The following is a 21,316-nucleotide window of genomic DNA, read 5'->3' as shown; positions in this document are numbered from 1 at the left end:
TGTTCACTATCCCGAATAACCAATTCCTTTTGATATATGCCGAGCAGTTTTTTTCAATTCCTCTATAATCATTTCTGTCCGTACTTGCATGCGTTGCTTAGGTCCAGCTACACTAATAGCAGCCGTAATTCCCTGATTACTACCGTAAATTGGGGCAGCTAAACAATATAGGCCTTCCTCATTTTCTTCATCATCAATACTGTAACCTAATTTTTGAAATAATTTTAGTTGTTTCTCCAGCTCGTTGCGTTCTATAACCGTTCGAGCAGTAATCGGCTTTAATTCCATTTGATTTAACAACTGATTCTTATTATCCTCTGCCATAAAAGCCAAGAAAGTTTTTCCTAGACCTGTACAATACAACGGTTTCCTATATCCAGGCTGTGCCGTAGTACGGATAGATCGATTTGTATCTATTTTTGCAATGTACACTAACTCATCCTCAGATAATACAGCCATAAAGATGGTTTCTTGAACCGATTCCATTAACCGCTGAAGATAAGGCAAACCGATGGAATAAATATCTAAAGATTCCATTGCACTTGTGCCAATAGGAATCAATTTTTCTCCTAATCGGTATTTTTTTTGAAGGTCTTGTCGTACATAACCTTCTTCTTTTAATGTCCTTAACAAGTTAAAAGTACTACTTTGTGGCATTTCTAACTTCACACTAATTTCTTTAATCGTTAAGCCTTGCTGATAATGAGACAATACTTCAAAAATCTCAAGTACTCGTTTCGCAGATTTTACTGACATAGCATCTCCTCAATTTATATATGTGATTTTAATTCATATATATGATTTCATTTGAAAGTAATTTACCATAAGAAAGCGTTTTAGTCAAATACATATATACAATTCATTTAGCCTATTTTCAATAAAACTCCTAAATTGGGTTGAGAGGTAAGTACACCTCTCTTTTTAGGGAACCAATATTAGTTCATCTAATGAGAAGTTAACACCATACATGCTATAATGTACGTATAAAGGATAATAATGGAGTTGACTTGTATGGACCCACTAGATATCATGATGAAGCTTGATCAGATCGTTCCATACTTCGATCCGATTATAAGTGCAGAAAATCAATTAATTATAGGCTATGAAGTAAAACCGTACTTTCAAACAGAAGATAAAGAATTACATAACCTGTGTTGGTTTGCTCAGGATGAATCCATTCCTAGCGAATTCCGTTTAGAGCTTAGTAATGCTGTACTTCATAAAGTACTAGATAAATATATAACTACAAATCAATCTCAATATTTATTTATTCATTATGATGCCAAATTACTTTTAAAAGATAATGGAGACAGTATGATAGCACTGCTGGATGGTTATGTGGAGCAGGGCCTTCTTCTAAATAACATTGTACTGCAGTTTGCCGAATCTTTTGTAACAAGCCACATTGATGAGCTAAAACATCTGTTTGCGTATATTCAAACATATGGGATACAAATTGCAATTGATAATGTTGGTCAACAAAATGGCAATTTGGATAAACTAACCATTATCAAACCAAATATTATTAAAGTTGATGTTGCTTTTCTCCAAGATGATGACTTGCCTCAACTATATCAAGATGTGCACCATTTATTGTCCATGCTTTCACGTAAGATTGGGGCAACGTTATTGTTTAAAGGGATAGCTACATTTCAACAATTAAATTATGCTTGGAGAAATGGTGGTCGTTATTATCAAGGAAACTATTTAGTAAAAACGCAGCCTGGTTTTATCGCAGCTGACAACTGTAAGGATAAGGTAAAAAAAGACTTCCATCATTTTATTACATTTGAGCGAAAGAAAATGAAAGCCCAACTTGATTTAACTGAAACAATTAATGAACAACTAAAAACAACTTTAAAGAAAATAAATCCAGATGATCCATATGACGAAACCATTCTTACCATTGCATCCGATTGTAATGATTTTACATTTCGAGTTTATATTTGTAATGAAGCAGGGTTTCAATTATCTTCTAATGCAGAGAAGGATGAAGATGGCAGTTGGTATTTATATGCAGAAGGCAGACAAAAAAACTGGAGTTGGCGACCATATTTCTTTGAAAATATCGTTCGTATGAATATGGAAAAAAAGGGAATCTTGTCCGATTTATATACAGATATTGAAAAAGATGAACGAATCAGAACCTATTCTCACCCTATTTCTGACCATCTATATATTTTCATCGATATCCCATATAATTTTCTTTTTGAACAAGATGGATTATTATGAGAAAGAGGTCTTTCCTATCTGAAAGACCTCTTTCATTATTTATCATTCTTACTGTACCTTTTCGATAAATCTCTTTAAAACATGTACGGATTGTACACAGTCATTTAACTTCGACCATTCTAAGGGATTATGGCTAATTCCGTCCTTACTTTGCACAAAAATCATCGCAATTGGCACATGTCTTCCTATGATCATCGCATCATGGCCTGCTCCACTTGGTAGTCGATAAGGCTTAACACCTACTTCTTCCATACATTCTGCCAATAGCTGTTGCTTTTCTTCTTGAATTGGAATTGGTTTAAATCTGGTTTTTTCTAGATAATGATAAGTAATATGAAAAGATTTTGAAATTTCTTCCGCCAAATCCAATACCTGATTTACTAATGCATCTCTTGTATCTTGATAAATATCCCTTATATCGACATACAACGTCACTTTTCCTGGTATAACATTAACGCCATTAGGCTCAACGAACTGTTTACCTACAGTAGCGACTGCAGAGTCATTTATTTGACGTGGCAATTGATTGACTTCATAGATAAACTTACTAGCTGCAACCAAAGCATCTTTGCGATCATCCATAGGGGTGTTTCCTGCATGACCAGCATCTCCAATAAAGGTAACTTCTAACCAACATGGACCTGCAATTCCAGTCACAATACCACAAGGGATCCCTTGCTTTTCTAAACGCTTGCCCTGCTCTATATGTACTTCAACAAACATTTCAACTTCATTCATATCTCGTTTGGCAGATTGATAACTTGAGATACTTAAATGATTCTGGTTAAGAACTTCTTCGAAACAATATCCTTCCTTATCCGTTAGCTTCTTTTTTTCTTCCAGATTTTGATTACCAATCATTCCTTCACTACCATTCAATCCACCATTAAAACGCGAACCCTCTTCATCAGCAAATACAACCACTTCATAAGATCGAATAGGCTGATAATTTGTATGCTTCCATGCCTCAGCTACTTCTAATGCAGCAAGAACTCCAAGGGTGCCATCAAAGTGTCCACCATTTGGAACACTGTCAACGTGCGAGCCACTCATTATTGCTGGTAATGTAGGATCTTTTCCTTCCCATCTACCAATTAAATTACCGGCCCCATCTCTTCTTACTTGAAGTCCAGCATCACGCATCCATCCAGCTACTCGATTTTGTGCTTGAACCTCTTCTTCCGAGTAACCCACCCGATTGGATCCATCATCTTCTGTACGCCCAATAGTAGCCAATTCATTAATACGTTGAGCTATACGTTCACCAGATATACCACTATGATTTAATTGAACATCGAATTCTTTCAATAAACGATCTTGAATAAAATTCTCCCTTTCCATCGTAAACGCTCCTCTACTATAGCCATCATTTTATAAATAATAGAATAATTGTAATTTGTTCAAAAAGTCAATAAGTCAAACGGACGAAATACGATGGTCAACGTGCACCTCAGTTTTATACAAGAAAAGCTGCCAATCCCTCGACAGCTAACTATCCTTGTATATCTATTTATTCAACCATTCATTTACCAAGTCCTGATTTTCTTCTACCCATTTTCTTGCACCATCAATTGGCTCTTCTGCATCTTTGACATAGGTCATTAATTCTCCAACTGCATCATCATCCATTTTCCAGTTTTTCATCCATTGACTCACTTCTGGAAAATCATCAGCAAAGCCTTGACGGGTCGCATGATGAATTTTTTCGACGCCACCATATACCTCTTTAGGATCGTCTAGATATTTCAGATCATACTGTGAGAAAACACGATGCGGACTCCATAATGGTGCAACAATTGGCTCTTCGTTTTTAATTGCCTGATCAATTTCCGTAATCATAGCAGGTTCAGAGCTAGGAACCAATTCATAATCCAAATTATAGTCTTTAATTAGTTCCTCCGTAACTTCCATGGTTCCAGCACCAGGATCAAAACCTGTTATTTCCCCTTCAAACATTTCTTTATTTTTATTCAGATCCTCAATACTATTAATATCTTCTAAGTATGTTGGAACGACAAGACCAACTTTAGCGTTGTCATACCAAGTTTCTTCCGAAAAGAATACCTCATCTTTATACTGCTGCAAATATGCCTGATCTTGAACTGGTAACCATACTTCTAAATTGATATCCAATTCATCTTCCGCCAAAGCTTTCATAATGGTACCCATATCAAGCAAGTTCAAATTCACTTTATATCCTTGATCTTCTAAGATGACCTTCCACATATTAGATACGGCGATATTCTCAGCCCAATTTATTTGAGCCATTTCAATGGTACCTTTATCTTCAGAGGTATCTTCGTTTGAGTTCTCAGAATTTGAATTTGTACTATCTCCACATGCTGCTAATACTACAACGATTGCTAATCCTATAACTAGAAGTTTACTTTTAATGAAACGCATAAATAGTCTAATCCTCTCCCCATTACGTATTTTTATCTTCTGGATCTTTCGGCAGAAACTCATATATTTCCTCAGATCGAATACTCGCAACTAAACGTTCAAGCCATCGGTAATACACTTTTGATTGATCAAGCAGCTCATAGATCTTTCGTGCTTCATCAACTAACTCTGACGACACATTTTCATCTTCAAATATCTGATCAAGTTCAAATTCAGCTTGCTTTATAGCTTCCATATTCATTTTTGCTTCACGGTCCCACATTTGACAGAAATAGGACATAAAGGAATGAAAGAAATCTTTTTCAGCTGCATATGTGTGCTTTCTAGAACCGCGTTGGAACTTTTTCTTCACCATCTCGTTTTCTTGAAGTTTGCGTACACTAGTACTCATACTTGGCTTGCTCATTCCAAGTTCCTCCCGCATTTCATCGAGATTCATTTGGTCTTTGAAATACATGGTTGCATATAACTTTCCTGCTGCTGGTGTTACACCATAGACATCCATTGTTTCAGCAATGGTTTCAATGACATATCCCTTGGCCTCTTCCAGCTTCTCCCTAGCCATGTCATCATTTGAAGCTGCCATTCATCTTCACCTCCTACTTTTAATAAATTTAATATATTAAATATTTTTTTTACAAACTTAATGTTAACGTATCCTCAATATATGTCAACTATTTATATTACAAATCCGACGCCGTATGCACTACAAAAGCGGGGCTTACTTATTCAAATAAAAAAATCTAACAAATATGAAAAACATAAAGTAGATCCTATACTATACGAACCTTACTATTCCCTTAAATGAACAACTAAGGTTTCATTTTGACATCTATTGCTCCCCATGTTACATTTAATTTGTTCAAAACGTTAAATAATTATTTAACAAAATTAACGGATGAAGGAGGTTTTTTCCCTTTGGACTTCAAAAAAAATTATATTAATGGTGAATGGGTAGCTTCCCATTCAAATGCCACGAGAGACATCATTAACCCTTTTAATCAAGAAATCATTGCTACCGTTACGGAAAGTGATGAAACTGACACAAAGGCAGCGATTAATGCAGCGAGGGAAGCGTTTGATTCTGGGAAATGGGCTGCAACCCCTGCAACAGAACGGGGACATATTGTTCATATCATTGCAGAATTAATTGAAAGAGACAAAGAAGAATTAGCTAAGCTGGAATCCCTCGACACTGGAAAAACCGTTGAGGAGAGCCGCGGCGATATGGAAGATATTGCTGGAGTCTTTCGTTATTATGCTCAACTTGCAGATAAAAACGGAGGAGAAATCATTGACTCTCCTATACCAAATACGATAAGTAAAGTGGTACATGAGCCCGTTGGCGTTTGTGGGCAAATCACGCCATGGAATTATCCGCTATTACAAGCATCTTGGAAACTAGCACCAGCATTAGTCGCAGGAAATACACTTATTATGAAACCAAGTGAAATCACACCATTAACTACAGTGAAAGTATTCGAATTAATGGAAGAAGCTGGAGTTCCATCTGGGGTCATTAATTTAATTCTTGGACCAGGCGAATCCGTAGGTGCGGAGTTATCTGCTAATGAGGAAGTAGACCTTATATCATTTACTGGTGGCATTGCTACTGGGAAAAAGATTATGCAAGCAGCAAGTGCGAATGTAAAAAACATAGCACTGGAACTGGGTGGAAAGAATCCAAATATTATCTTTGCAGATGCTGACTTTGATACTGCAGTTGATCAAGCATTAAATGCGGTGTACTTTCACGCCGGGCAAATTTGTTCTGCGGGAACAAGACTAATTGTTGAAGAAACCATTCATGACAAGTTTATTGAGAAGCTAGTTCAACGGGTCGAAAACATTAAATTAGGTAGCGGTTTTGATAAGAATACGCAAATGGGTCCATTAATTTCTGAAGAACATTTAAATAAAGTAATTCATTATGTGGAAACGGGAAAGCAAGAAGGTGCTACTGTGGCAGTAGGTGGAAAACGTCCGAATAACCAAGCACTGCAACAAGGTTTTTTCTATCTTCCAACTGTACTTACAAATTGTACAACGGAGATGCATGTGGTTCAGGAAGAAGGATTTGGGCCTGTTATTACAGTAGAAACTTTCCAAACCGAAGCAGAAGCTATTACTCTAGCAAATGATTCTATTTATGGTCTTTCTGGAGGAGTTTGGACGAATGATATTGCCAAAGCAGAACGATGTGTTGCTAAAATGCGGATGGGGACAGTTTGGATTAACGAATTCAACCTTTATTTCCCACATGCACCTTGGGGCGGATTTAAACAATCTGGAATCGGACGTGAACTTGGAAAAGCTGGATTAGAAGAATATCAAGAAACGAAACATATTTTTCAAAATTTAAAACCTGAAGCAATGAATTGGTTCTAATCTTTAAGGAGGAATATAATAATGAGTTTAAATATGAAAATCGAACATATGCATAATTTCCATACATTTGAAATTCCTACAGTAATTAAGCATGGGATCGGGGCAATCAAACATATTGGTGAAGAAGTAAAAAATCTTGGTGTAACCAAAGCACTTCTAGTAACAGACCCTGGAATCTATAAAGCAGGAGTAACTCAACCAGTAGAGAAGCATCTAAAGGAAGCTGGAATTGAAGTTGTCGTTTTTAATAAAGTAGAACCAAACCCACCTGTACGCCTAATAGCTGAAGGATCAAAAGTATTTAAAGATGAAGGATGTAATGGCTTAGTCGCTGTTGGCGGAGGAAGCTCTATGGATACTGCGAAAGGTATTGGTGTAGAAGCAACTCATGAAGGTAGTGTGCTAGATTACGAAGCGGCGGAAGGGAAAAAACCATTAGAAAATCGTATCCCACCTTTGACCACCATTCCAACAACTGCTGGAACAGGATCAGAAGTTACTCAATGGGCAGTAATTACCGATGAAGAACGCGAGTTTAAATTCAATACAGGCGGGCCATTAATCGCTGCACATCTCACTATCCTTGACCCAGAATTACATGTATCCATGCCTCCACATGTAACAGCAATGACAGGAATTGATGCATTGGCTCATGCAATCGAATGCTATACTATGCATTTTGCTCAACCAGTAACAGATGCGGTTGCATTAATGGCCGTGGAATACGTAGGTAAATATATCCGCCGTGCATATGCAGATGGTGGAGATTTAGAAGCACGCTATGGTATGGCACAAGCTGCAATGCTGGCTGGACTTTCCTATGGAAGTGAATCTGCTGGAGCAGCACATGCAATGTCACAAACGTTAGGTGGCATTATTCCAGTTGCACATGGACAATGTGTTGCAACAATGATGGGACCAGTAATGGAATATAACTGGAAAGGGCACCCAGATAAATTCGCTCGTATTGCTCAAGCGCTTGGAGTGGATACATTCCATATGACAACCGAAGAGGCTGCTAAAGCAGCTGTTAATGAAATGTATCGCTTAGCTGAAGATTTAGATATCCCTTCTCTTGAAGAACAGGGAGTAGCTCCTGATATGATTGACCGCTTATCTAAAGAAGCAATGAAAGATCCACAAACAGTTGGGAATCCGCGTGATTTAACTGAAAAAGATTACAAATGGATTTATAAACGCTGCTTTGGATTAACACCTAAAACTGTATAATGGATAAAAAAAGCAACCAGAATGGTTAATCTACTAACTGGTTGCTTTTCTCTCTTTTACAGCTATTTGGTAATACCAAGGGAGTACAAGATATGCTAAGAGATAAATCAAGCATCATTCCGATCAAACTTGAACAGTCCAAGCAAAATATCAGATCGTAACACTTTCTCTTATCGGCAAACGTGTTGGTATGAATATTACGAAGAAATGAAAACAGTTACCCCTATTCCAACAATTGTTTTCATAGAATAGCTTTTTAGGAGAAGGGCATTCGCCCTTTTGCAGTTCCTTAAGACAGAAAAAGTATCTTCTTCACCTTGTTCACCCTGGCTAGATGGAAGGCAATCTACTTCATCTCTGACAGGCAGCTATTATCACCGCATGTTCTCGAACTTTTATGGGCTAATGGAGAAAACTAGGAGTACGTAAGATTTTCTTATTTTACATACTGTATTCTTGCCTTAATAAGGAATACACCCGAATATCCTGTTGTTTTCCTTTACTAAATAAGCGCTTCCGCAGCGTACCTTCGAATTGGAACCCATTTTTTGTTAAGACTCTTTGGGAGGCAATATTCGCATTAAAACATCTAGCTTGAACCCGTTCTAAGTCCATCTCCTCAAATCCAAATCGAATAACTTCTCTTGCAGCCTCGGTTATGATGCCTCTTCCCCAATAATGATTGGATAGAACGAATGCTATTTCCGCTGTGTTATTCTCTTGTTCCCAAAATACATATTCGATCGTACCTAAAAACGTATTTGTTGATTGTAGTTCAATTGCCCAAGGTGCTAACCTGCAATTTGTGTATTGATCTAGAACATAATCAATAAATAGCTTTGTATCTTCTACACGTTTGTGCGTATCAAATGGTAAATACTTTGTCACCTCATCCAAGGAAGTGTAAGCAAACATAGCTGGAAGGTCTGCTAAGGTTATTTTACGAAGTTTTAAGCGTGGGGTATGGAGGATGGGCTGTTTCATTTCAAATTCTTGATAATTCACCTGATACCTCCTCTCTTAGGATGCTTAAAACATCTTCTTTTATTGACTTATCCCCTCAGGTAAAACAACATTTCATTAACTAAGATATTTGTCTCTATGCTTGATTTATTACAAAAATAGCGAGAATTACCAATGTCTTGTAACTCTCGCTTGTTTGATTAGCTCATCTTCTTCAATGAACCGGCTGCTTTGGCACGTATTCGAGTTGCGTTTCCTGGTAGATAGGCAAGTGGCACATCTTCTATGTCTACAATCACTAGGTCTTCTGGATCTCCTCCAGCTATCTTTGCTTCTTCAAATGCCATCTGTTTTGCACGTTCCATTGTTTTTTCCCTACCTAACTCATCTAACATAAATATTTTTTCAATCTGTCCACTGACTTGTGAAATAGCTGAACCTATCGCATTAGCAACTCCAAAATTCACTGGTTTAATGACTTCAGAGGCCCCTTTAAGCACTTCAGGTAACAAAATACTTCCTCCACCTACAAGAACTACTGGTATTGGGTCTGCGCTTGTTTTCATTTTATCAAGCGCTTCTTCTACCATGGAAACCATCTTCTCATAAATAGCTTGCAGTAGATCTTTGCTCAAATGATTGACTTTACATGCATCCCCTATATTGGCTCTCCCCAAAGCGACGATGACATCGGTAGCTGTAAGTGTATCCCCTCCAAAAATTAGTGCTTTTTCCGAAAGTTTATATCCTACACTGTCTGGTCCGATTTGAAAGGAGCCATCCTCAAAAACTTGAATAATGGTTCCTCCACCAAGACCGACAGACAATATATCTGGCATACGGAAGTTTGTCCGAACACCGCCAATTTCGACAGCAAGTGATGATTGGCGAGGAAAAGCATTACTTAACACACCTATATCTGTCGTAGTACCACCTACATCTATAACTACCGCATCTGATTTATTTGTTAAAAAGGCCGCTCCTCGCAAGCTATTTGTTGGTCCACAGGCAATGGTAAGAATGGGGTATCGAACGGTATATTCAACAGACATTAATGTACCATCATTTTGCCCAAAGAAAACCTTAGCATTGATATTCTCTTGTTTTAATGCATCAATAAAACCATTTGCAGTTTCCTTTGCAACATTCACTACGGCAGCATTTAAAATCGTTGCATTCTCTCTTTCTAAAAGGCCCACATTACCAATTTCACTTGATAGCGATAGTTCCAACTCATCACCAAGCACTTCGTGTAAAATTTCTGCCGTTCGCTGTTCATGTGCATTTGACACAGGAGAGAAAACAGATGTTATCGCGATTGAATCTACTTTCCCTTTTACGTTGTTTGCAATTCGATAGATTTCTTCTTCATCAAGACGAGCGATTTCCCGACCATCAAATTCATGGCCGCCCTCGACAATGTACATATACTTCCCTAATATTTCTTGTAAGTCTTCTGGAACTCCCATTAATGGCTTAATTGCTAATGTCGCTGGAGCGCCAATCCGAATAACTGCGATTTGATTTAGCCTTTTCCTTTCAACGATCGCGTTTGTACAATGGGTTGTACCTAACATCGCATAGTTTATTTGTTCTAAAGGTACATTAGCATTCATAACTACCTCTTTTAGAGCATGATAGATTCCCTTACTCACATCTGTTGTAGTAGGCGCTTTTGTTTCAGCAATTACTTGATAGAATTCATCTAACATCACTGCGTCTGTATGTGTCCCGCCTACATCAATGCCAATACGATAACTTCTCATCTTCATTCCTCCTCCATACACATTAATTTTTCTACTGGAGTGTAATCTAGATCATATCCAAAATATCTAGGGCCTGTCGTTTCTATCCCTTTTTCAGTCCTCCATTTCCTATCACACGGTAATCCGATAACAACGCAGCGAGATCCATATCGTAACCCTTCTGTCGTAATTGGTAGCCCAGTATCTGAATCAAGAACAGCGATTAAGTCAGGAGTCATACATAATACGTTATCTTTGGTTTCAGCTAATAAATGTTCATTTTGAAATTTTAAATACAATTGCTGGTCTTGATAATTATCTGTTCCTTCTATAGTTGCCATACCACGTGCAAATCCAGATTCTGTTTTACGATCAATATCAATTACCTTTCCTTGAAATAGTTGAAAACCGTTCGTAATTGATAATATTTCAGCAATGGGGTCATAATCGAATTGTTTTGCCTCTCGAATGGTTCTTCCAATTCGCTCTTCCAACTGCAATATTTGATGAATTGCGCTCTGTTTTACTTGTTTTCCCTCCATCGGATATATCGACAACATAACAGAACCACCCATCTCAACCGTTGCCGAGCGGGCTATTCTCTCCGCCCAAACATTGTTAACCGTTTGAAGTAATGAGCTGTTACCTTTTTCATCTGCCAATACCATCGGAGTAGCAGATATTCCCTCTAAAAAGAATGTTACCATTTGTAGTTCTGGAAAAGCACGACCCATCCCATCTGCGTCAATGACTGGCAACCCCAACTCTGCAGCTAAAGCAAATGGTAATAATGAATTCACACCCCCTGCTTCTATTGGCATTGTTGCAAAGACATTTTTTCCAAGATAAGCTTGCAAAGACTCAAAAGCTCCGATTGCTTCTTTCCCACTAGGTACCTTTTCAATCATGACGGTTGGTGCCCCCATCATAGCAGAAGGAACTACTAATGCACCATCAGGCACTTCTTCCACTGACAATAACTGAATTGGCCCTTTTTCCTCAATTGCCTGTAGAGCCATTAACTTTCCAATATAAGGATCTCCTCCACCACCTGTTCCTAATAAGGCCGCTCCAACAGCTATATCTTCTATTTCTTGTTTACCAATGTATCTCATTCTATTGTTCCTCCTTCAACTTTCAACAATGTATTTGGATCCTCTTTCGTATTCTTAAAAAGCCTTCCTAATATAAGTTGTAGTAGAAAAGCAATTAAAAAGGCATCCAAACCTGGTGCTCCTGTTAAAGACAAAAGACCAAAACCAGTCGGTGCGGGGGTAGTCATAAAAGCAAAAAAAGAGGAGATGAACCATACACCCATACCTACAATCTCGATATTTTTGGTCTTATTTAGTTTTTTATAATCGTATTTATTTCGATGAATCATATAATCAGCAACGTATATCCCTCCAATAGGTGGAATGAAGGCACTTAAAAAATTTAAAAATGGGATGAAATTATCATAAATACCAAATACAGCCATTGCTGTCCCAATCGTTCCTGCTCCAATTGTCAATATTGATTTAGGAATGTTCGGAAAAATCACCGCAAACCCAAGTGCCGAAGAATATAAATTATTATCATTCGTTGTCCATTGCGCTAAAATTAATACAAGTAACGCAGCGGTACCCCAGCCAAGCCCGAGCATAATTTCTACAATATCTACTTGCGCCGTCGCTTTGGCTAGTGTAATCGCAATAATCAGCACAATACTAAATCCCATAAAATAACCGATAAAAGACGAAATAATGGCATCCTTTGTAGATCGAGCATATCTCGAGATATCTGGACCAATGATTGCTCCTATCGCAAGCGAACCAATAATTAATGAAACTGCAGCACCAAAAGTTATGGCTTCTCCTTCAATAGGGGCCAATGACATTCCTGAGAATGTTTTTTCACTCATGACTCGGATTAACGAAAAAGTTAGTAATAATCCTAACAGAGGTACTGCTAGTAAACTTAGCTTCTCAATTGCCTTGTAACCAATGAATGCCGTCGTTGTCATAAGTAACCCACCAATAAGGACAAGAAATAGTGGGGAAATACTTATATTTAATCCATTCTGAAGAACATGATGTAGGCTTGCACCAAATAGGTCAAGTTGTACACCGAACCACCCAAATAAGGAAATCGCAATAATCACTGAAACTGCATAGGATCCATAATTACCCAATGCAAATTTAGATACTAAGGGGGTAGATATTCCTGTTCTTGCACCTACGACACAGCAGAGCGCACTTATAACAGCTAAAATAAACGATCCAAGAAATGATGCAAGGATTGCCTGGCCAAATGGCATCCCTGCCCCTAGCGTTCCTCCTAAAACAATTGCTGATAAGGCAACTATTCCCCCCATCCACACAATCGATAGCTTCACCCATCCCTTTCGTTTACTTTCGGGTACTGGTTCTAGCTCATAATCTTCGACTAATTCAAAACGTTCACTCATGATATCCCCCCTGCTTACATTTTATTCTTATGCGTATGTTTCCTTTAACTCTGCAAACAATGTATGAAGCATCTGATCCGCAAGACGAACTTGTTCCTCAAAACCTTCTCCTTCATATAGTTTAATTCCCCAAAAAACCCCATTACCAATAAGGACAAACTGTTTTATTACTCGATCTACTTCCTTAGATGACATCAATGGATAACTACTTTTTAATGCATTTTCTAACGATTCAACTAACCAATCATTATAACGCTGCATATGATCATGTAAATCCTTTTTTATTTCTGGGATAGGTGATGTGACAAGGGAGATATACGCAGTTGTTCCTTGTTCATCTCCTTTGTGGTGAGCAACAATTCCATGGAGCATGGCAGAAAAAATTTGCTCTACCGACTTGTCTTGATATCGATGTCGTATCCGTTGCATTTCGTTAAAATGATTTTCCAATAATTGATGGAACGCTGCTATAAACAGTGTTTCCTTATTTTCATAAAAGAAATAAATGGAAGCTGGCTTTATTCCCACTTCGGAAGCAATTTTTCTCATTGTAGCTCCATGGTACCCATGTAAAGCATACTGGCGTAAAGCAGCGTCTATTAATTTTTTCTCCACTATATCACCACCTAACAATCGTTAGGTAGATTATAAGAGTCTATCGAAAAGAAGTCAATAAATTTTTATATAATTCAATCTAGTGAAATTTTTGTTATAATGAAGTCTTAAGAAAAATCGCTCAAGGAAAGGAGAATGATAATGGGCCCCTCTTACTTATTCAAAACGGAGCGTCTAGGTTTTCGAAGTTGGCAAGCATCTGACAGGGAGCCATTCGCAGCCATGAATGCAGATCCTGAAGTCATGCGGTATTTTCCAACACTACTATCCAAAGAAAGGTCAGATTGGTTAATTAAGCGATTTGAAAAGCATATGGATGATAAAGGTTACGGAATTTATGCAGTGGACCGGTTAGAAGATCAACAATTTATCGGTTTTATCGGCTTAGCTACCATAAATATGAATGTCGAATTCAAACATGAGGTTGAAATTGGTTGGAGGTTAGATAAAACGTATTGGAAAAAAGGCTATGCAGTCGAGGGAGCAACAGCTTGCTTACAGCATGCCTTCGATGACTTTCATCTATCAACTATTTACTCCTTTACAGCAAAAATAAACAAGCCGTCTGAAAAAGTAATGGAGCGCATCGGTATGGAAAAAATAAAGGAATTCCAACATCCGAATATAGAAGCTGGTAACCCTTTAAAACAACATATCTTATACAAAATAAGTAAAACCCCTAGCTAACCAAAGGCAACCGGGGGTTTTACTCATCATTTATTTTGCTTCTGTCCAAATATTCGATGCAGCGTCGGCTTTTGTTAGCCACGACACAAAAATAAGTGTGAGGGTAGACAATGGTAAACCAATAAATACCGGATGAATACCAAAGGGATGACCAGCTAGCTGCCAAACAACTGCAAGGCACAATCCGATCCACATTGCTGAAATACCTGCCGTTTGGGTCGCACCTTTCCAAAACAATCCAATTACGGCAGGAGCTAATAATCCAGAGACGAGCATTGCTGTACCAATTACCCACAGAACAACGAGCTGTGGCATGTATAACGCAAGGAATAATGCAATAATTGATACAAAAATGACTGAGTAACGACTATACTTAAGCATCTTTTGCTCAGATGCATGGTTCATACGGGGTTTGATGATATCATTAATTATTGAAGAGGAAGCAGCCATGAAGAAGGAATCCGCACATGAAATAATCGTTGCCATGAGAGCAATAATCATAATTGCTACAAGCGGGAATTGAAAAACGGCGCCTATCGATTCATAATATACTAGGGAAGGAGCAATGGTAGTCATTTGCAGCCCATATTTTGTAAGTACCCCTATCACAATAACCATGACACCGATGAGAAAAGCAAGCATAATGGAAATCCAATAGCCATACATTGCTGTTTTGTAATCTTTCGCTGCCCAAAATCGCTGCCATAAATCTTGTCTTACAAATTGATAACCACCTATTGTAAAGAGATATACAAGTACTTCACTAACAGATATGTTCATCACGCTCAAACTTGCTGATTCCCCCATTTCTATCGCATTTGCGGCAATCCCCTCCCAGTCTCCAGAAACCCAAAGAATGACGATAAAAAGCACAATAATTCCTATCGTCTGAATCGTACCGTGTACAGCATCTTGCCAAACGACAGACTTTAATCCCCCAAAATAAGTCTTTGCAGTTAATAATAGCCAACTAATAATAATTCCAACGGTCATACTTAAACCAAGAGTTAAATTTAGAATGGTGGCTATTGCCACAAATTGCATTCCTGTAATCGCACAGTATGCAAGCAAAACACTAATTACAGTTGGAATCCTTGCCCCTTCTCCATATCGTAGTGCCGTAAAATCGCCCAACGTCACCATATGATGTTTTTCCCCTATTTGCCGAATTTTCTTCACTAAAAAAGAAGCCGTAATAATCCCAGTTATTAAAATACCCGCATTTAGCCAATGTTGCCCCATACCAAGGCGATATCCATTTTCCATAAACCCTAGCAAAATAGAACCACCAATCGCTGTACCAACAAAGGTTAAAACGATTGGAAACATCGAAACAGATCTGCCTGCTACATTATAATCTTCATAGGTTTTGATTTTTCGCTGGTTTATATATAAAGAAAACACAAATAAAAGACAGAAGTATACAACTACAATAATTGACAACATGAAACGTTCCTGTTCAGTAAACATATATATCATCCCTTCACGGTTTCTGATTCCTTACTGAAAACAGCTTGTCCACCGATAAATGTCTGCTCTACCTCAATATTTAATAATTGTTCTGGTGATATTTCATATGGGTCATGTGAAAGTATAATCATATCTGCATGTGCGGATGGTTGTAACGCACCAATCAGATCTTCCTCCCATGAACTGTATGCTGCATCTGTCGTATAAGCTCTTAATGCTTCATCTAAAGATATATTTTGTATTTCATCCAAAACCTGACCAGTTATTGATTTTCTAGTAATAGCCGCATATATGCCAGTAAAAGGATTCCCTCCAGTTACAGGAAGATCCGAGTTCCCAGGAGCAATAATTCCATAGTCCCTGAATGAACGATGTGGATAGACTCGATTCATCCGTTCTTTCCCTAAGTTAGTCAAATAACTATCCCCAATATGATAAAGAAAACCAATAGAGGAAGCAGCAATTAATTCAAGCTGTTTCATACGCTCTAACTGGTTCTCTGTCGGAAGCGCGCAATGTTCAATACGATTACGCATTCTTTGAATTGGTAAATGTTTAGCTGCTATTTCAAATGCCTTTAAAGCTACCTCTATTGCACGTTCACCTATTCCATGAACCGCAACTCGTAACCCTGCCTCTAATGATTGTTTAAATAGGGGAGCTATTTCATCCACGTCATTATAGAGGATGCCTAATTTTTCATCCTTTTCATATGGTTGTGCAACAGCTGCTGTTCGCCCGCCAACACTACCATCTAGCATGTATTTCACCCCCTGTATCCGAAGCATGTTATTTCCAAAACCACTCCGTATACCAAGCGCCACTACTTCCTCTAATAAACCTTTCCAACCATTTTGGTCGATCGCCCAAATCCATGGGCGGACTCTTACCTTTAATTGTTTCTTCGATAACATTTGCTGATAAAGAGCTAATTCTAAGTTTTGTGTAGCCATATCATGAACGGTAGTAATCCCCCATTTTACAAAATCTTGCTGAGCAAGCTTCATCCCCTTCTCCATTTCTTCCAAGTCATACTCAGGAGCAGCCACCATTCCTTGCGCCTTTTCTTGCAGCAGTCCGGTAGGTTCAGCAGTTTCATCGTCACGTTCTATATGTCCACCTACAGGTTGGTTTGTTTCCTTTGTTATATCACTTATAGCCAATGCCAATGAATTAACGACTACCATATGGTTACATGTTCGTTTTAGCACAACAGGATGGTTAGGAGCAGCTTGATCCAGTTCCCAACGAGTTGGAATTCTCCCTTCCTTCAGTTTGCTATCATCCCACCCCCATCCACGAATCCATTCACCTTTAGGGATTCGTGCAGCCAATTCCTTTATTTTTTGTAAAATAGCATGAATTGTCGGTGCAGATTCTGGTCTACAATCTATCTCTAATAAATTTAATCCATAATGAGTCGGATGCATATGACTTTCGATAAAACCCGGCATCACGGTTTTTCCTGAAACGTCTCTTATCTCCGTTTCTTTACTCTTCCAGCTTAACGCATCTTTTGTCTTACCAACATAGGTAATCAAACCATCTTTCACGGCTACTGCCTCTGCCCTTGGTTTTTTTTCATCCATTGTTATGACGTTTCCATTAATAATAATTAGATCTGCTTGCATGTTATAACCCTCCTTGTGAATATCGGTCGTTAAAACTAAGAAACCAGTAATACAAGCAGGCAGAAAGAACCATCAGTACCTGTTCATATTACTGGTTTAAACCTAAGTATTGCTCTACTTTCTCGTAGAGTCATTTAGATTTAGCAGCTTCTTAATTAATATTAGAAAATTTAATTTATATTTAAATTTAGCATAATTAGAATTTTTAGTCAATAATTGTTCGCTTAACAAGACATAAAAATAAAGCTGTCGAGAGACGTTCGCACGTTCTTCGACAGCCTTATGATATGGATTAATCCAATCGCCAATTAATCTCTTCTTGTCCATTCTGCTTTAGAATCTCATTCGTTTTAGAAAACGGTTTGCTCCCAAAAAACCCACGATAGGCAGAGAGCGGGCTTGGATGTGCAGATTGGATGATATAATGTTTTGAAGTATCAATTAAGGATCGCTTTTTCTTCGCTGCTGCCCCCCATAAAATATAAACAACAGGGCTTTGTTTCCTATTTAACGATTTTATTACTTGATCGGTGAATTGCTCCCAGCCCATACCTTGATGAGAATGAGCCTCTCCCCTTCGCACAGTTAATACATTATTTAACAATAGTACTCCTTGCTTCGCCCATGAGATTAATGAACCGTGATTGGGGACTGGATTCCCTGTATCATTTTCCATTTCTTTAAAAATATTCTTCAATGATGGCGGTAATGCTACGCCTTTTTGAACAGAGAAGCTTAATCCATGTGCCTGATTCGGACCATGGTAAGGATCTTGCCCTAAAATGACTACCTTTACATTTTCAAATGAAGTGTAATGTAAAGCATTAAATATATGATTCATATCTGGGTATACGGTTTTCGATGCATACTCCTGTTTCAAAAATTCTCTTAGCTGTAGGTAATACGGTTTCCCAAATTCCTCATATAACACAGGCTCCCAATCATTTGCTAGTATTTGTTTTGCCATTTCAACCCTTCCTTGTTGCATCATGTTTTGGTCTTTATTCTATCATCGATTCGTTATTTACCGATACACCTTAAAAGTAACCTGTACGTAACCAACGCACAAAAAGTGCGTGCTCACAGTACCATTTAAACTATAAATAGTTACAGGTTTTCTTATAAGAGAGAGGAGGTTGGTTAATGAGTAAGAAAATTGCTGAATCATACAAGGCTGGAATTACATGCAGAGGTCACCATTGGATCATTGGACGAAATCCACCTCGGTGAGGGGTCTCACAAATGCTTATTAACAATGGACCTATCATTAGTCCACTACATAATCATTGACTATTTAAACCCATCTATCTATAGATTCACTTTCAATTAGTTGAGCTTCTCCTGACTTTTTTGCAAAAAAGGAAGCTGAATCTATGCGATTTTTAAAGCATTCTCAAACAACTCGGATAAGCAGAAAGCGCTTATCCGAGTAGACCTTCGGACACATGCTGTTCCTGTAGCAACCTCAACGATTTCCACTGCTTCCATAGCGTTACATCGTTATACAAATAGGCAAGAAACTGAATTTCCCCCGGGATATTTCGGTTTAAATCGAAATTTGTTTAGCTGCAGTCCCTTTTATTACGGATGATAAATAATATTATCTATTAATCGCGCCTTTTCAAATTGTACAGCTACTGCCACAATCACTTGCTGGTTGATTTGCTCTATGGTTTTTAATTCTGGGTAGCTTAATAACTCCACATAATCGATCTTTGCAGAAGTATGCTGTTGCAATAAAGCGCGAACTTTTTCTACAATAACAGCTGGGTGACGCTCCTCGTTTTCCATTAAAGATTTAGCTTCTTGTAAAGCGTGAATTATTGCTGGTGCTTCTGCTCTTTCTTGTTCTGTTAAGTATACATTCCTACTGCTCATTGCTAGTCCATTGTCTTCTCTCGCAGTAGGTACTCGTATTAATTCAATTGGAAAATTATATTGCTGGATTAACACATCTACCACAGCTATTTGTTGGGCATCCTTTAAACCAAAATAAGCCCGATTTGGCTGAACGATATGAAATAACTTTGCTAGTACAGTAACTACCCCATCAAAATGGCCAGGTCTCGACTTGCCACATAATACATCAACACGATCCACCATGACCATGTTTAATTGTGGTTTCGTTGGATACATTTCCTCAACAGTCGGTATAAAAAGGAGATCTACTCCATATGATTCGGCTAATTGAATATCTCGTTTCTCATCTCGTGGATACCGGCCAAAGTCTTCATTTTCACCGAATTGCAAAGGATTTACAAAGATACTAACTGCGACAATGTCATTTTCTTTTTTTGCCTCTTCTATTAATTGAAGATGCCCTTTATGAAAATACCCCATCGTAGGAGCAAAACCAATCGACCGTTTATTTTCTTTGTGCATCAGCGTCTCTTTTTGCATTTCCGCAATAGAACGAATAATTTTCATTATCCCTTCCACCTCCTCTATCCCAAATACCTTTCTAGTATACCATTTTCCTTTGCCTATAGAGAACACGAAAAACCCAGCCTCGTTTAATCAGAGAAGCTGGGTTCAGACGAACGCATCTTATGCTCTTGAGTTCATTTGGTTTCCATGTAGAACTATTTAGTAATAATCTGGCACTCTACTAGAAAAAACTGGTACTTCTTTGCGAATATCGACAACTTTATCTAACTTCAATGTTGCACGAATAATTTCTTCCTTTGTACGACTCCCCTTAATGATCACTTCTCCCCAAGGATCGATCACCATTGATGTACCTGCAAAATCTACATGATTATAGTTACCTACCACATTACTAGAGATAATATACATCTGGTTCTCAATCGCGCGAGCCTGTTGCAGTATTTCCCAGTGATCGCGTCTCGCCGCTGGCCATTCTGCAACAATATGCACAACTTGGGCACCTTCTAATGCAAGCTTTCTCAATAATTCTGGGAAACGTAAATCATAACAAATAATAATGCCCATTTTCACACCATCTAAATGAAAAACGGTTGCCTTGTTTTTTCCCCCCGTTAAATATAAGTGTTCATCTAACATAGGAACTAAATGCAACTTATCATATTGATGGATGACATCCCCATTACGATCAATGACTACACTGGAATTATAGATTTCATTATCCTTTTGATTAGCAAATGATCCGCCAACGATATTGATATGGTAAGTTGAAGCCATATCTTGTAGAAAAGCAATTGTTGGTTCCCCATTATCATCTGCTAGATTTTCAAGATCATCGAATGCATAAGCGGTTGTCCACATTTCTGGTAAAACAATTGTATCTGGTTTTTCCTCATTTACTGTTTGTTTTATCCAACCAGCAACTTTCTTTCTATTTTCCTTTGGGTTTCCAAACACAATCTCCATTTGGTAAATACAGTATTTCATCTACTCCCTCCTTTTTTTTCGAAGTAATCTTTCGTATCTTCACATTTATCAGCATCAACTTACATTCTATTTTTTCCTATTTATATATCCATAATATAGTATACGTTAATATATTTAAAATTTTTAAAGCA

At 38.0% G+C, this 21,316-nt stretch carries 18 protein-coding genes; 4 read left to right on the top strand and 14 right to left on the bottom strand.

The window, feature by feature from the left end:
- Positions 1 to 6 precede the first annotated feature (6 nt).
- Positions 7 to 756, bottom strand: a complete 750-nt coding sequence (locus JKP73_RS14585) for an IclR family transcriptional regulator (protein WP_200411504.1) — start codon at positions 754 to 756, stop codon at positions 7 to 9.
- A 255-nt stretch (positions 757 to 1,011) separates the two neighbouring features.
- Here JKP73_RS14585 and JKP73_RS14580 point away from each other — a divergent pair, with 255 nt between their 5' ends.
- Positions 1,012 to 2,232 carry an EAL domain-containing protein gene (locus tag JKP73_RS14580; protein ID WP_188943471.1) on the top strand — a complete coding sequence of 407 codons (1,221 nt, stop codon included), beginning with the start codon at positions 1,012 to 1,014 and terminating at the stop codon, positions 2,230 to 2,232.
- Positions 2,233 to 2,280: 48 nt separating this feature from the next.
- Here the strand turns inward: JKP73_RS14580 and JKP73_RS14575 are convergent, their stop codons facing one another.
- The 3 genes from JKP73_RS14575 to cudC form a co-directional block, all read right to left on the bottom strand.
- Positions 2,281 to 3,573, bottom strand: a complete 1,293-nt coding sequence (locus JKP73_RS14575) for a M20 family metallo-hydrolase (protein ID WP_021292441.1) — start codon at positions 3,571 to 3,573, stop codon at positions 2,281 to 2,283.
- Between the two features lie 165 nt (positions 3,574 to 3,738).
- A complete protein-coding gene (locus JKP73_RS14570; RefSeq protein ID WP_021292442.1) occupies positions 3,739 to 4,635 on the bottom strand; it encodes a glycine betaine ABC transporter substrate-binding protein in 897 nt (298 codons plus the stop codon).
- 22 nt (positions 4,636 to 4,657) lie between these two features.
- Complete coding sequence (cudC, locus tag JKP73_RS14565; protein WP_021292443.1) at positions 4,658 to 5,221, bottom strand: choline uptake/conversion transcriptional regulator CudC; 564 nt, start codon at positions 5,219 to 5,221, stop codon at positions 4,658 to 4,660.
- A gap of 332 nt (positions 5,222 to 5,553) precedes the next feature.
- Here cudC and betB point away from each other — a divergent pair, with 332 nt between their 5' ends.
- A complete protein-coding gene (gene betB, locus JKP73_RS14560) occupies positions 5,554 to 7,023 on the top strand; it encodes a betaine-aldehyde dehydrogenase (protein WP_200411503.1) in 1,470 nt (489 codons plus the stop codon).
- A gap of 21 nt (positions 7,024 to 7,044) precedes the next feature.
- Positions 7,045 to 8,253, top strand: a complete 1,209-nt coding sequence (gene gbsB / locus JKP73_RS14555) for a choline dehydrogenase (RefSeq protein WP_200411502.1) — start codon at positions 7,045 to 7,047, stop codon at positions 8,251 to 8,253.
- 441 nt (positions 8,254 to 8,694) lie between these two features.
- Here gbsB and JKP73_RS14550 read toward each other — a convergent pair whose 3' ends face one another.
- The 5 genes from JKP73_RS14550 to JKP73_RS14530 form a co-directional block, all read right to left on the bottom strand.
- Positions 8,695 to 9,258, bottom strand: a complete 564-nt coding sequence (locus JKP73_RS14550; protein WP_021292446.1) for a GNAT family N-acetyltransferase — start codon at positions 9,256 to 9,258, stop codon at positions 8,695 to 8,697.
- A 158-nt stretch (positions 9,259 to 9,416) separates the two neighbouring features.
- Complete coding sequence (locus tag JKP73_RS14545) at positions 9,417 to 10,982, bottom strand: hydantoinase/oxoprolinase family protein (RefSeq protein ID WP_200411501.1); 1,566 nt, start codon at positions 10,980 to 10,982, stop codon at positions 9,417 to 9,419.
- Positions 10,983 to 10,984: 2 nt separating this feature from the next.
- Positions 10,985 to 12,076, bottom strand: a complete 1,092-nt coding sequence (locus tag JKP73_RS14540; RefSeq protein WP_200411500.1) for an S-methyl thiohydantoin desulfurase family protein — start codon at positions 12,074 to 12,076, stop codon at positions 10,985 to 10,987.
- Complete coding sequence (locus tag JKP73_RS14535) at positions 12,073 to 13,410, bottom strand: purine-cytosine permease family protein (RefSeq protein ID WP_021292449.1); 1,338 nt, start codon at positions 13,408 to 13,410, stop codon at positions 12,073 to 12,075. The genes JKP73_RS14540 and JKP73_RS14535 overlap by 4 nt, the downstream gene beginning before the upstream one ends.
- Positions 13,411 to 13,437: 27 nt before the next feature.
- Complete coding sequence (locus tag JKP73_RS14530) at positions 13,438 to 14,025, bottom strand: TetR/AcrR family transcriptional regulator (RefSeq protein WP_200411499.1); 588 nt, start codon at positions 14,023 to 14,025, stop codon at positions 13,438 to 13,440.
- Positions 14,026 to 14,166: 141 nt separating this feature from the next.
- Here JKP73_RS14530 and JKP73_RS14525 point away from each other — a divergent pair, with 141 nt between their 5' ends.
- Entirely contained in the window at positions 14,167 to 14,712 is a 546-nt protein-coding gene (locus tag JKP73_RS14525) for a GNAT family N-acetyltransferase (protein WP_038246352.1), read from the top strand.
- A 30-nt stretch (positions 14,713 to 14,742) separates the two neighbouring features.
- On the opposite strand, the gene JKP73_RS14520 is transcribed toward JKP73_RS14525, so the two are convergent.
- The 5 genes from JKP73_RS14520 to JKP73_RS14500 all read right to left on the bottom strand — a co-directional run bounded on the left by JKP73_RS14520 (position 14,743) and on the right by JKP73_RS14500 (position 21,185).
- Entirely contained in the window at positions 14,743 to 16,182 is a 1,440-nt protein-coding gene (locus JKP73_RS14520; RefSeq protein WP_200411498.1) for a sodium:solute symporter family protein, read from the bottom strand.
- A gap of 5 nt (positions 16,183 to 16,187) precedes the next feature.
- Positions 16,188 to 17,813, bottom strand: a complete 1,626-nt coding sequence (locus JKP73_RS14515; RefSeq protein WP_188943466.1) for an amidohydrolase — start codon at positions 17,811 to 17,813, stop codon at positions 16,188 to 16,190.
- A gap of 292 nt (positions 17,814 to 18,105) precedes the next feature.
- The gene (locus tag JKP73_RS14510) at positions 18,106 to 18,780 is read right to left on the bottom strand and encodes a uracil-DNA glycosylase (RefSeq protein WP_021292454.1); all 675 of its coding nucleotides are present in this window, start codon (positions 18,778 to 18,780) and stop codon (positions 18,106 to 18,108) included.
- A 614-nt stretch (positions 18,781 to 19,394) separates the two neighbouring features.
- The gene (panC, locus tag JKP73_RS14505; RefSeq protein WP_021292455.1) at positions 19,395 to 20,240 is read right to left on the bottom strand and encodes a pantoate--beta-alanine ligase; all 846 of its coding nucleotides are present in this window, start codon (positions 20,238 to 20,240) and stop codon (positions 19,395 to 19,397) included.
- Between the two features lie 159 nt (positions 20,241 to 20,399).
- Positions 20,400 to 21,185, bottom strand: coding sequence for a carbon-nitrogen family hydrolase (locus JKP73_RS14500; RefSeq protein WP_021292456.1), 786 nt, complete (start codon positions 21,183 to 21,185; stop codon positions 20,400 to 20,402).
- Positions 21,186 to 21,316 lie beyond the last annotated feature (131 nt).

Source organism: Virgibacillus salexigens (assembly GCF_014905415.1).
Classification (GTDB): Bacteria; Bacillota; Bacilli; order Bacillales; family Amphibacillaceae; genus Virgibacillus; species Virgibacillus salexigens.
Note: the sequence above shows the minus strand (reverse complement) of the source record. Positions and strands in the feature narration are given on the sequence as shown.

What these genes read in the sequence shown, in the direction of transcription:
- JKP73_RS14570 (WP_021292442.1), bottom strand. Translation starts at nt 4,635, where the DNA reads ATGCGTTTCATTAAAAGTAAACTTCTAGTTATAGGATTAGCAATCGTT.
- JKP73_RS14585 (WP_200411504.1), bottom strand. Translation starts at nt 756, where the DNA reads ATGTCAGTAAAATCTGCGAAACGAGTACTTGAGATTTTTGAAGTATTG.
- JKP73_RS14580 (WP_188943471.1), top strand. Translation starts at nt 1,012, where the DNA reads ATGGACCCACTAGATATCATGATGAAGCTTGATCAGATCGTTCCATAC.
- JKP73_RS14515 (WP_188943466.1), bottom strand. Translation starts at nt 17,813, where the DNA reads ATGCAAGCAGATCTAATTATTATTAATGGAAACGTCATAACAATGGAT.
- JKP73_RS14500 (WP_021292456.1), bottom strand. Translation starts at nt 21,185, where the DNA reads ATGAAATACTGTATTTACCAAATGGAGATTGTGTTTGGAAACCCAAAG.
- JKP73_RS14525 (WP_038246352.1), top strand. Translation starts at nt 14,167, where the DNA reads ATGGGCCCCTCTTACTTATTCAAAACGGAGCGTCTAGGTTTTCGAAGT.
- JKP73_RS14540 (WP_200411500.1), bottom strand. Translation starts at nt 12,076, where the DNA reads ATGAGATACATTGGTAAACAAGAAATAGAAGATATAGCTGTTGGAGCG.
- JKP73_RS14535 (WP_021292449.1), bottom strand. Translation starts at nt 13,410, where the DNA reads ATGAGTGAACGTTTTGAATTAGTCGAAGATTATGAGCTAGAACCAGTA.
- cudC (WP_021292443.1), bottom strand. Translation starts at nt 5,221, where the DNA reads ATGGCAGCTTCAAATGATGACATGGCTAGGGAGAAGCTGGAAGAGGCC.
- JKP73_RS14520 (WP_200411498.1), bottom strand. Translation starts at nt 16,182, where the DNA reads ATGTTTACTGAACAGGAACGTTTCATGTTGTCAATTATTGTAGTTGTA.
- JKP73_RS14575 (WP_021292441.1), bottom strand. Translation starts at nt 3,573, where the DNA reads ATGGAAAGGGAGAATTTTATTCAAGATCGTTTATTGAAAGAATTCGAT.
- JKP73_RS14545 (WP_200411501.1), bottom strand. Translation starts at nt 10,982, where the DNA reads ATGAGAAGTTATCGTATTGGCATTGATGTAGGCGGGACACATACAGAC.
- panC (WP_021292455.1), bottom strand. Translation starts at nt 20,240, where the DNA reads ATGAAAATTATTCGTTCTATTGCGGAAATGCAAAAAGAGACGCTGATG.
- gbsB (WP_200411502.1), top strand. Translation starts at nt 7,045, where the DNA reads ATGAGTTTAAATATGAAAATCGAACATATGCATAATTTCCATACATTT.
- JKP73_RS14510 (WP_021292454.1), bottom strand. Translation starts at nt 18,780, where the DNA reads ATGGCAAAACAAATACTAGCAAATGATTGGGAGCCTGTGTTATATGAG.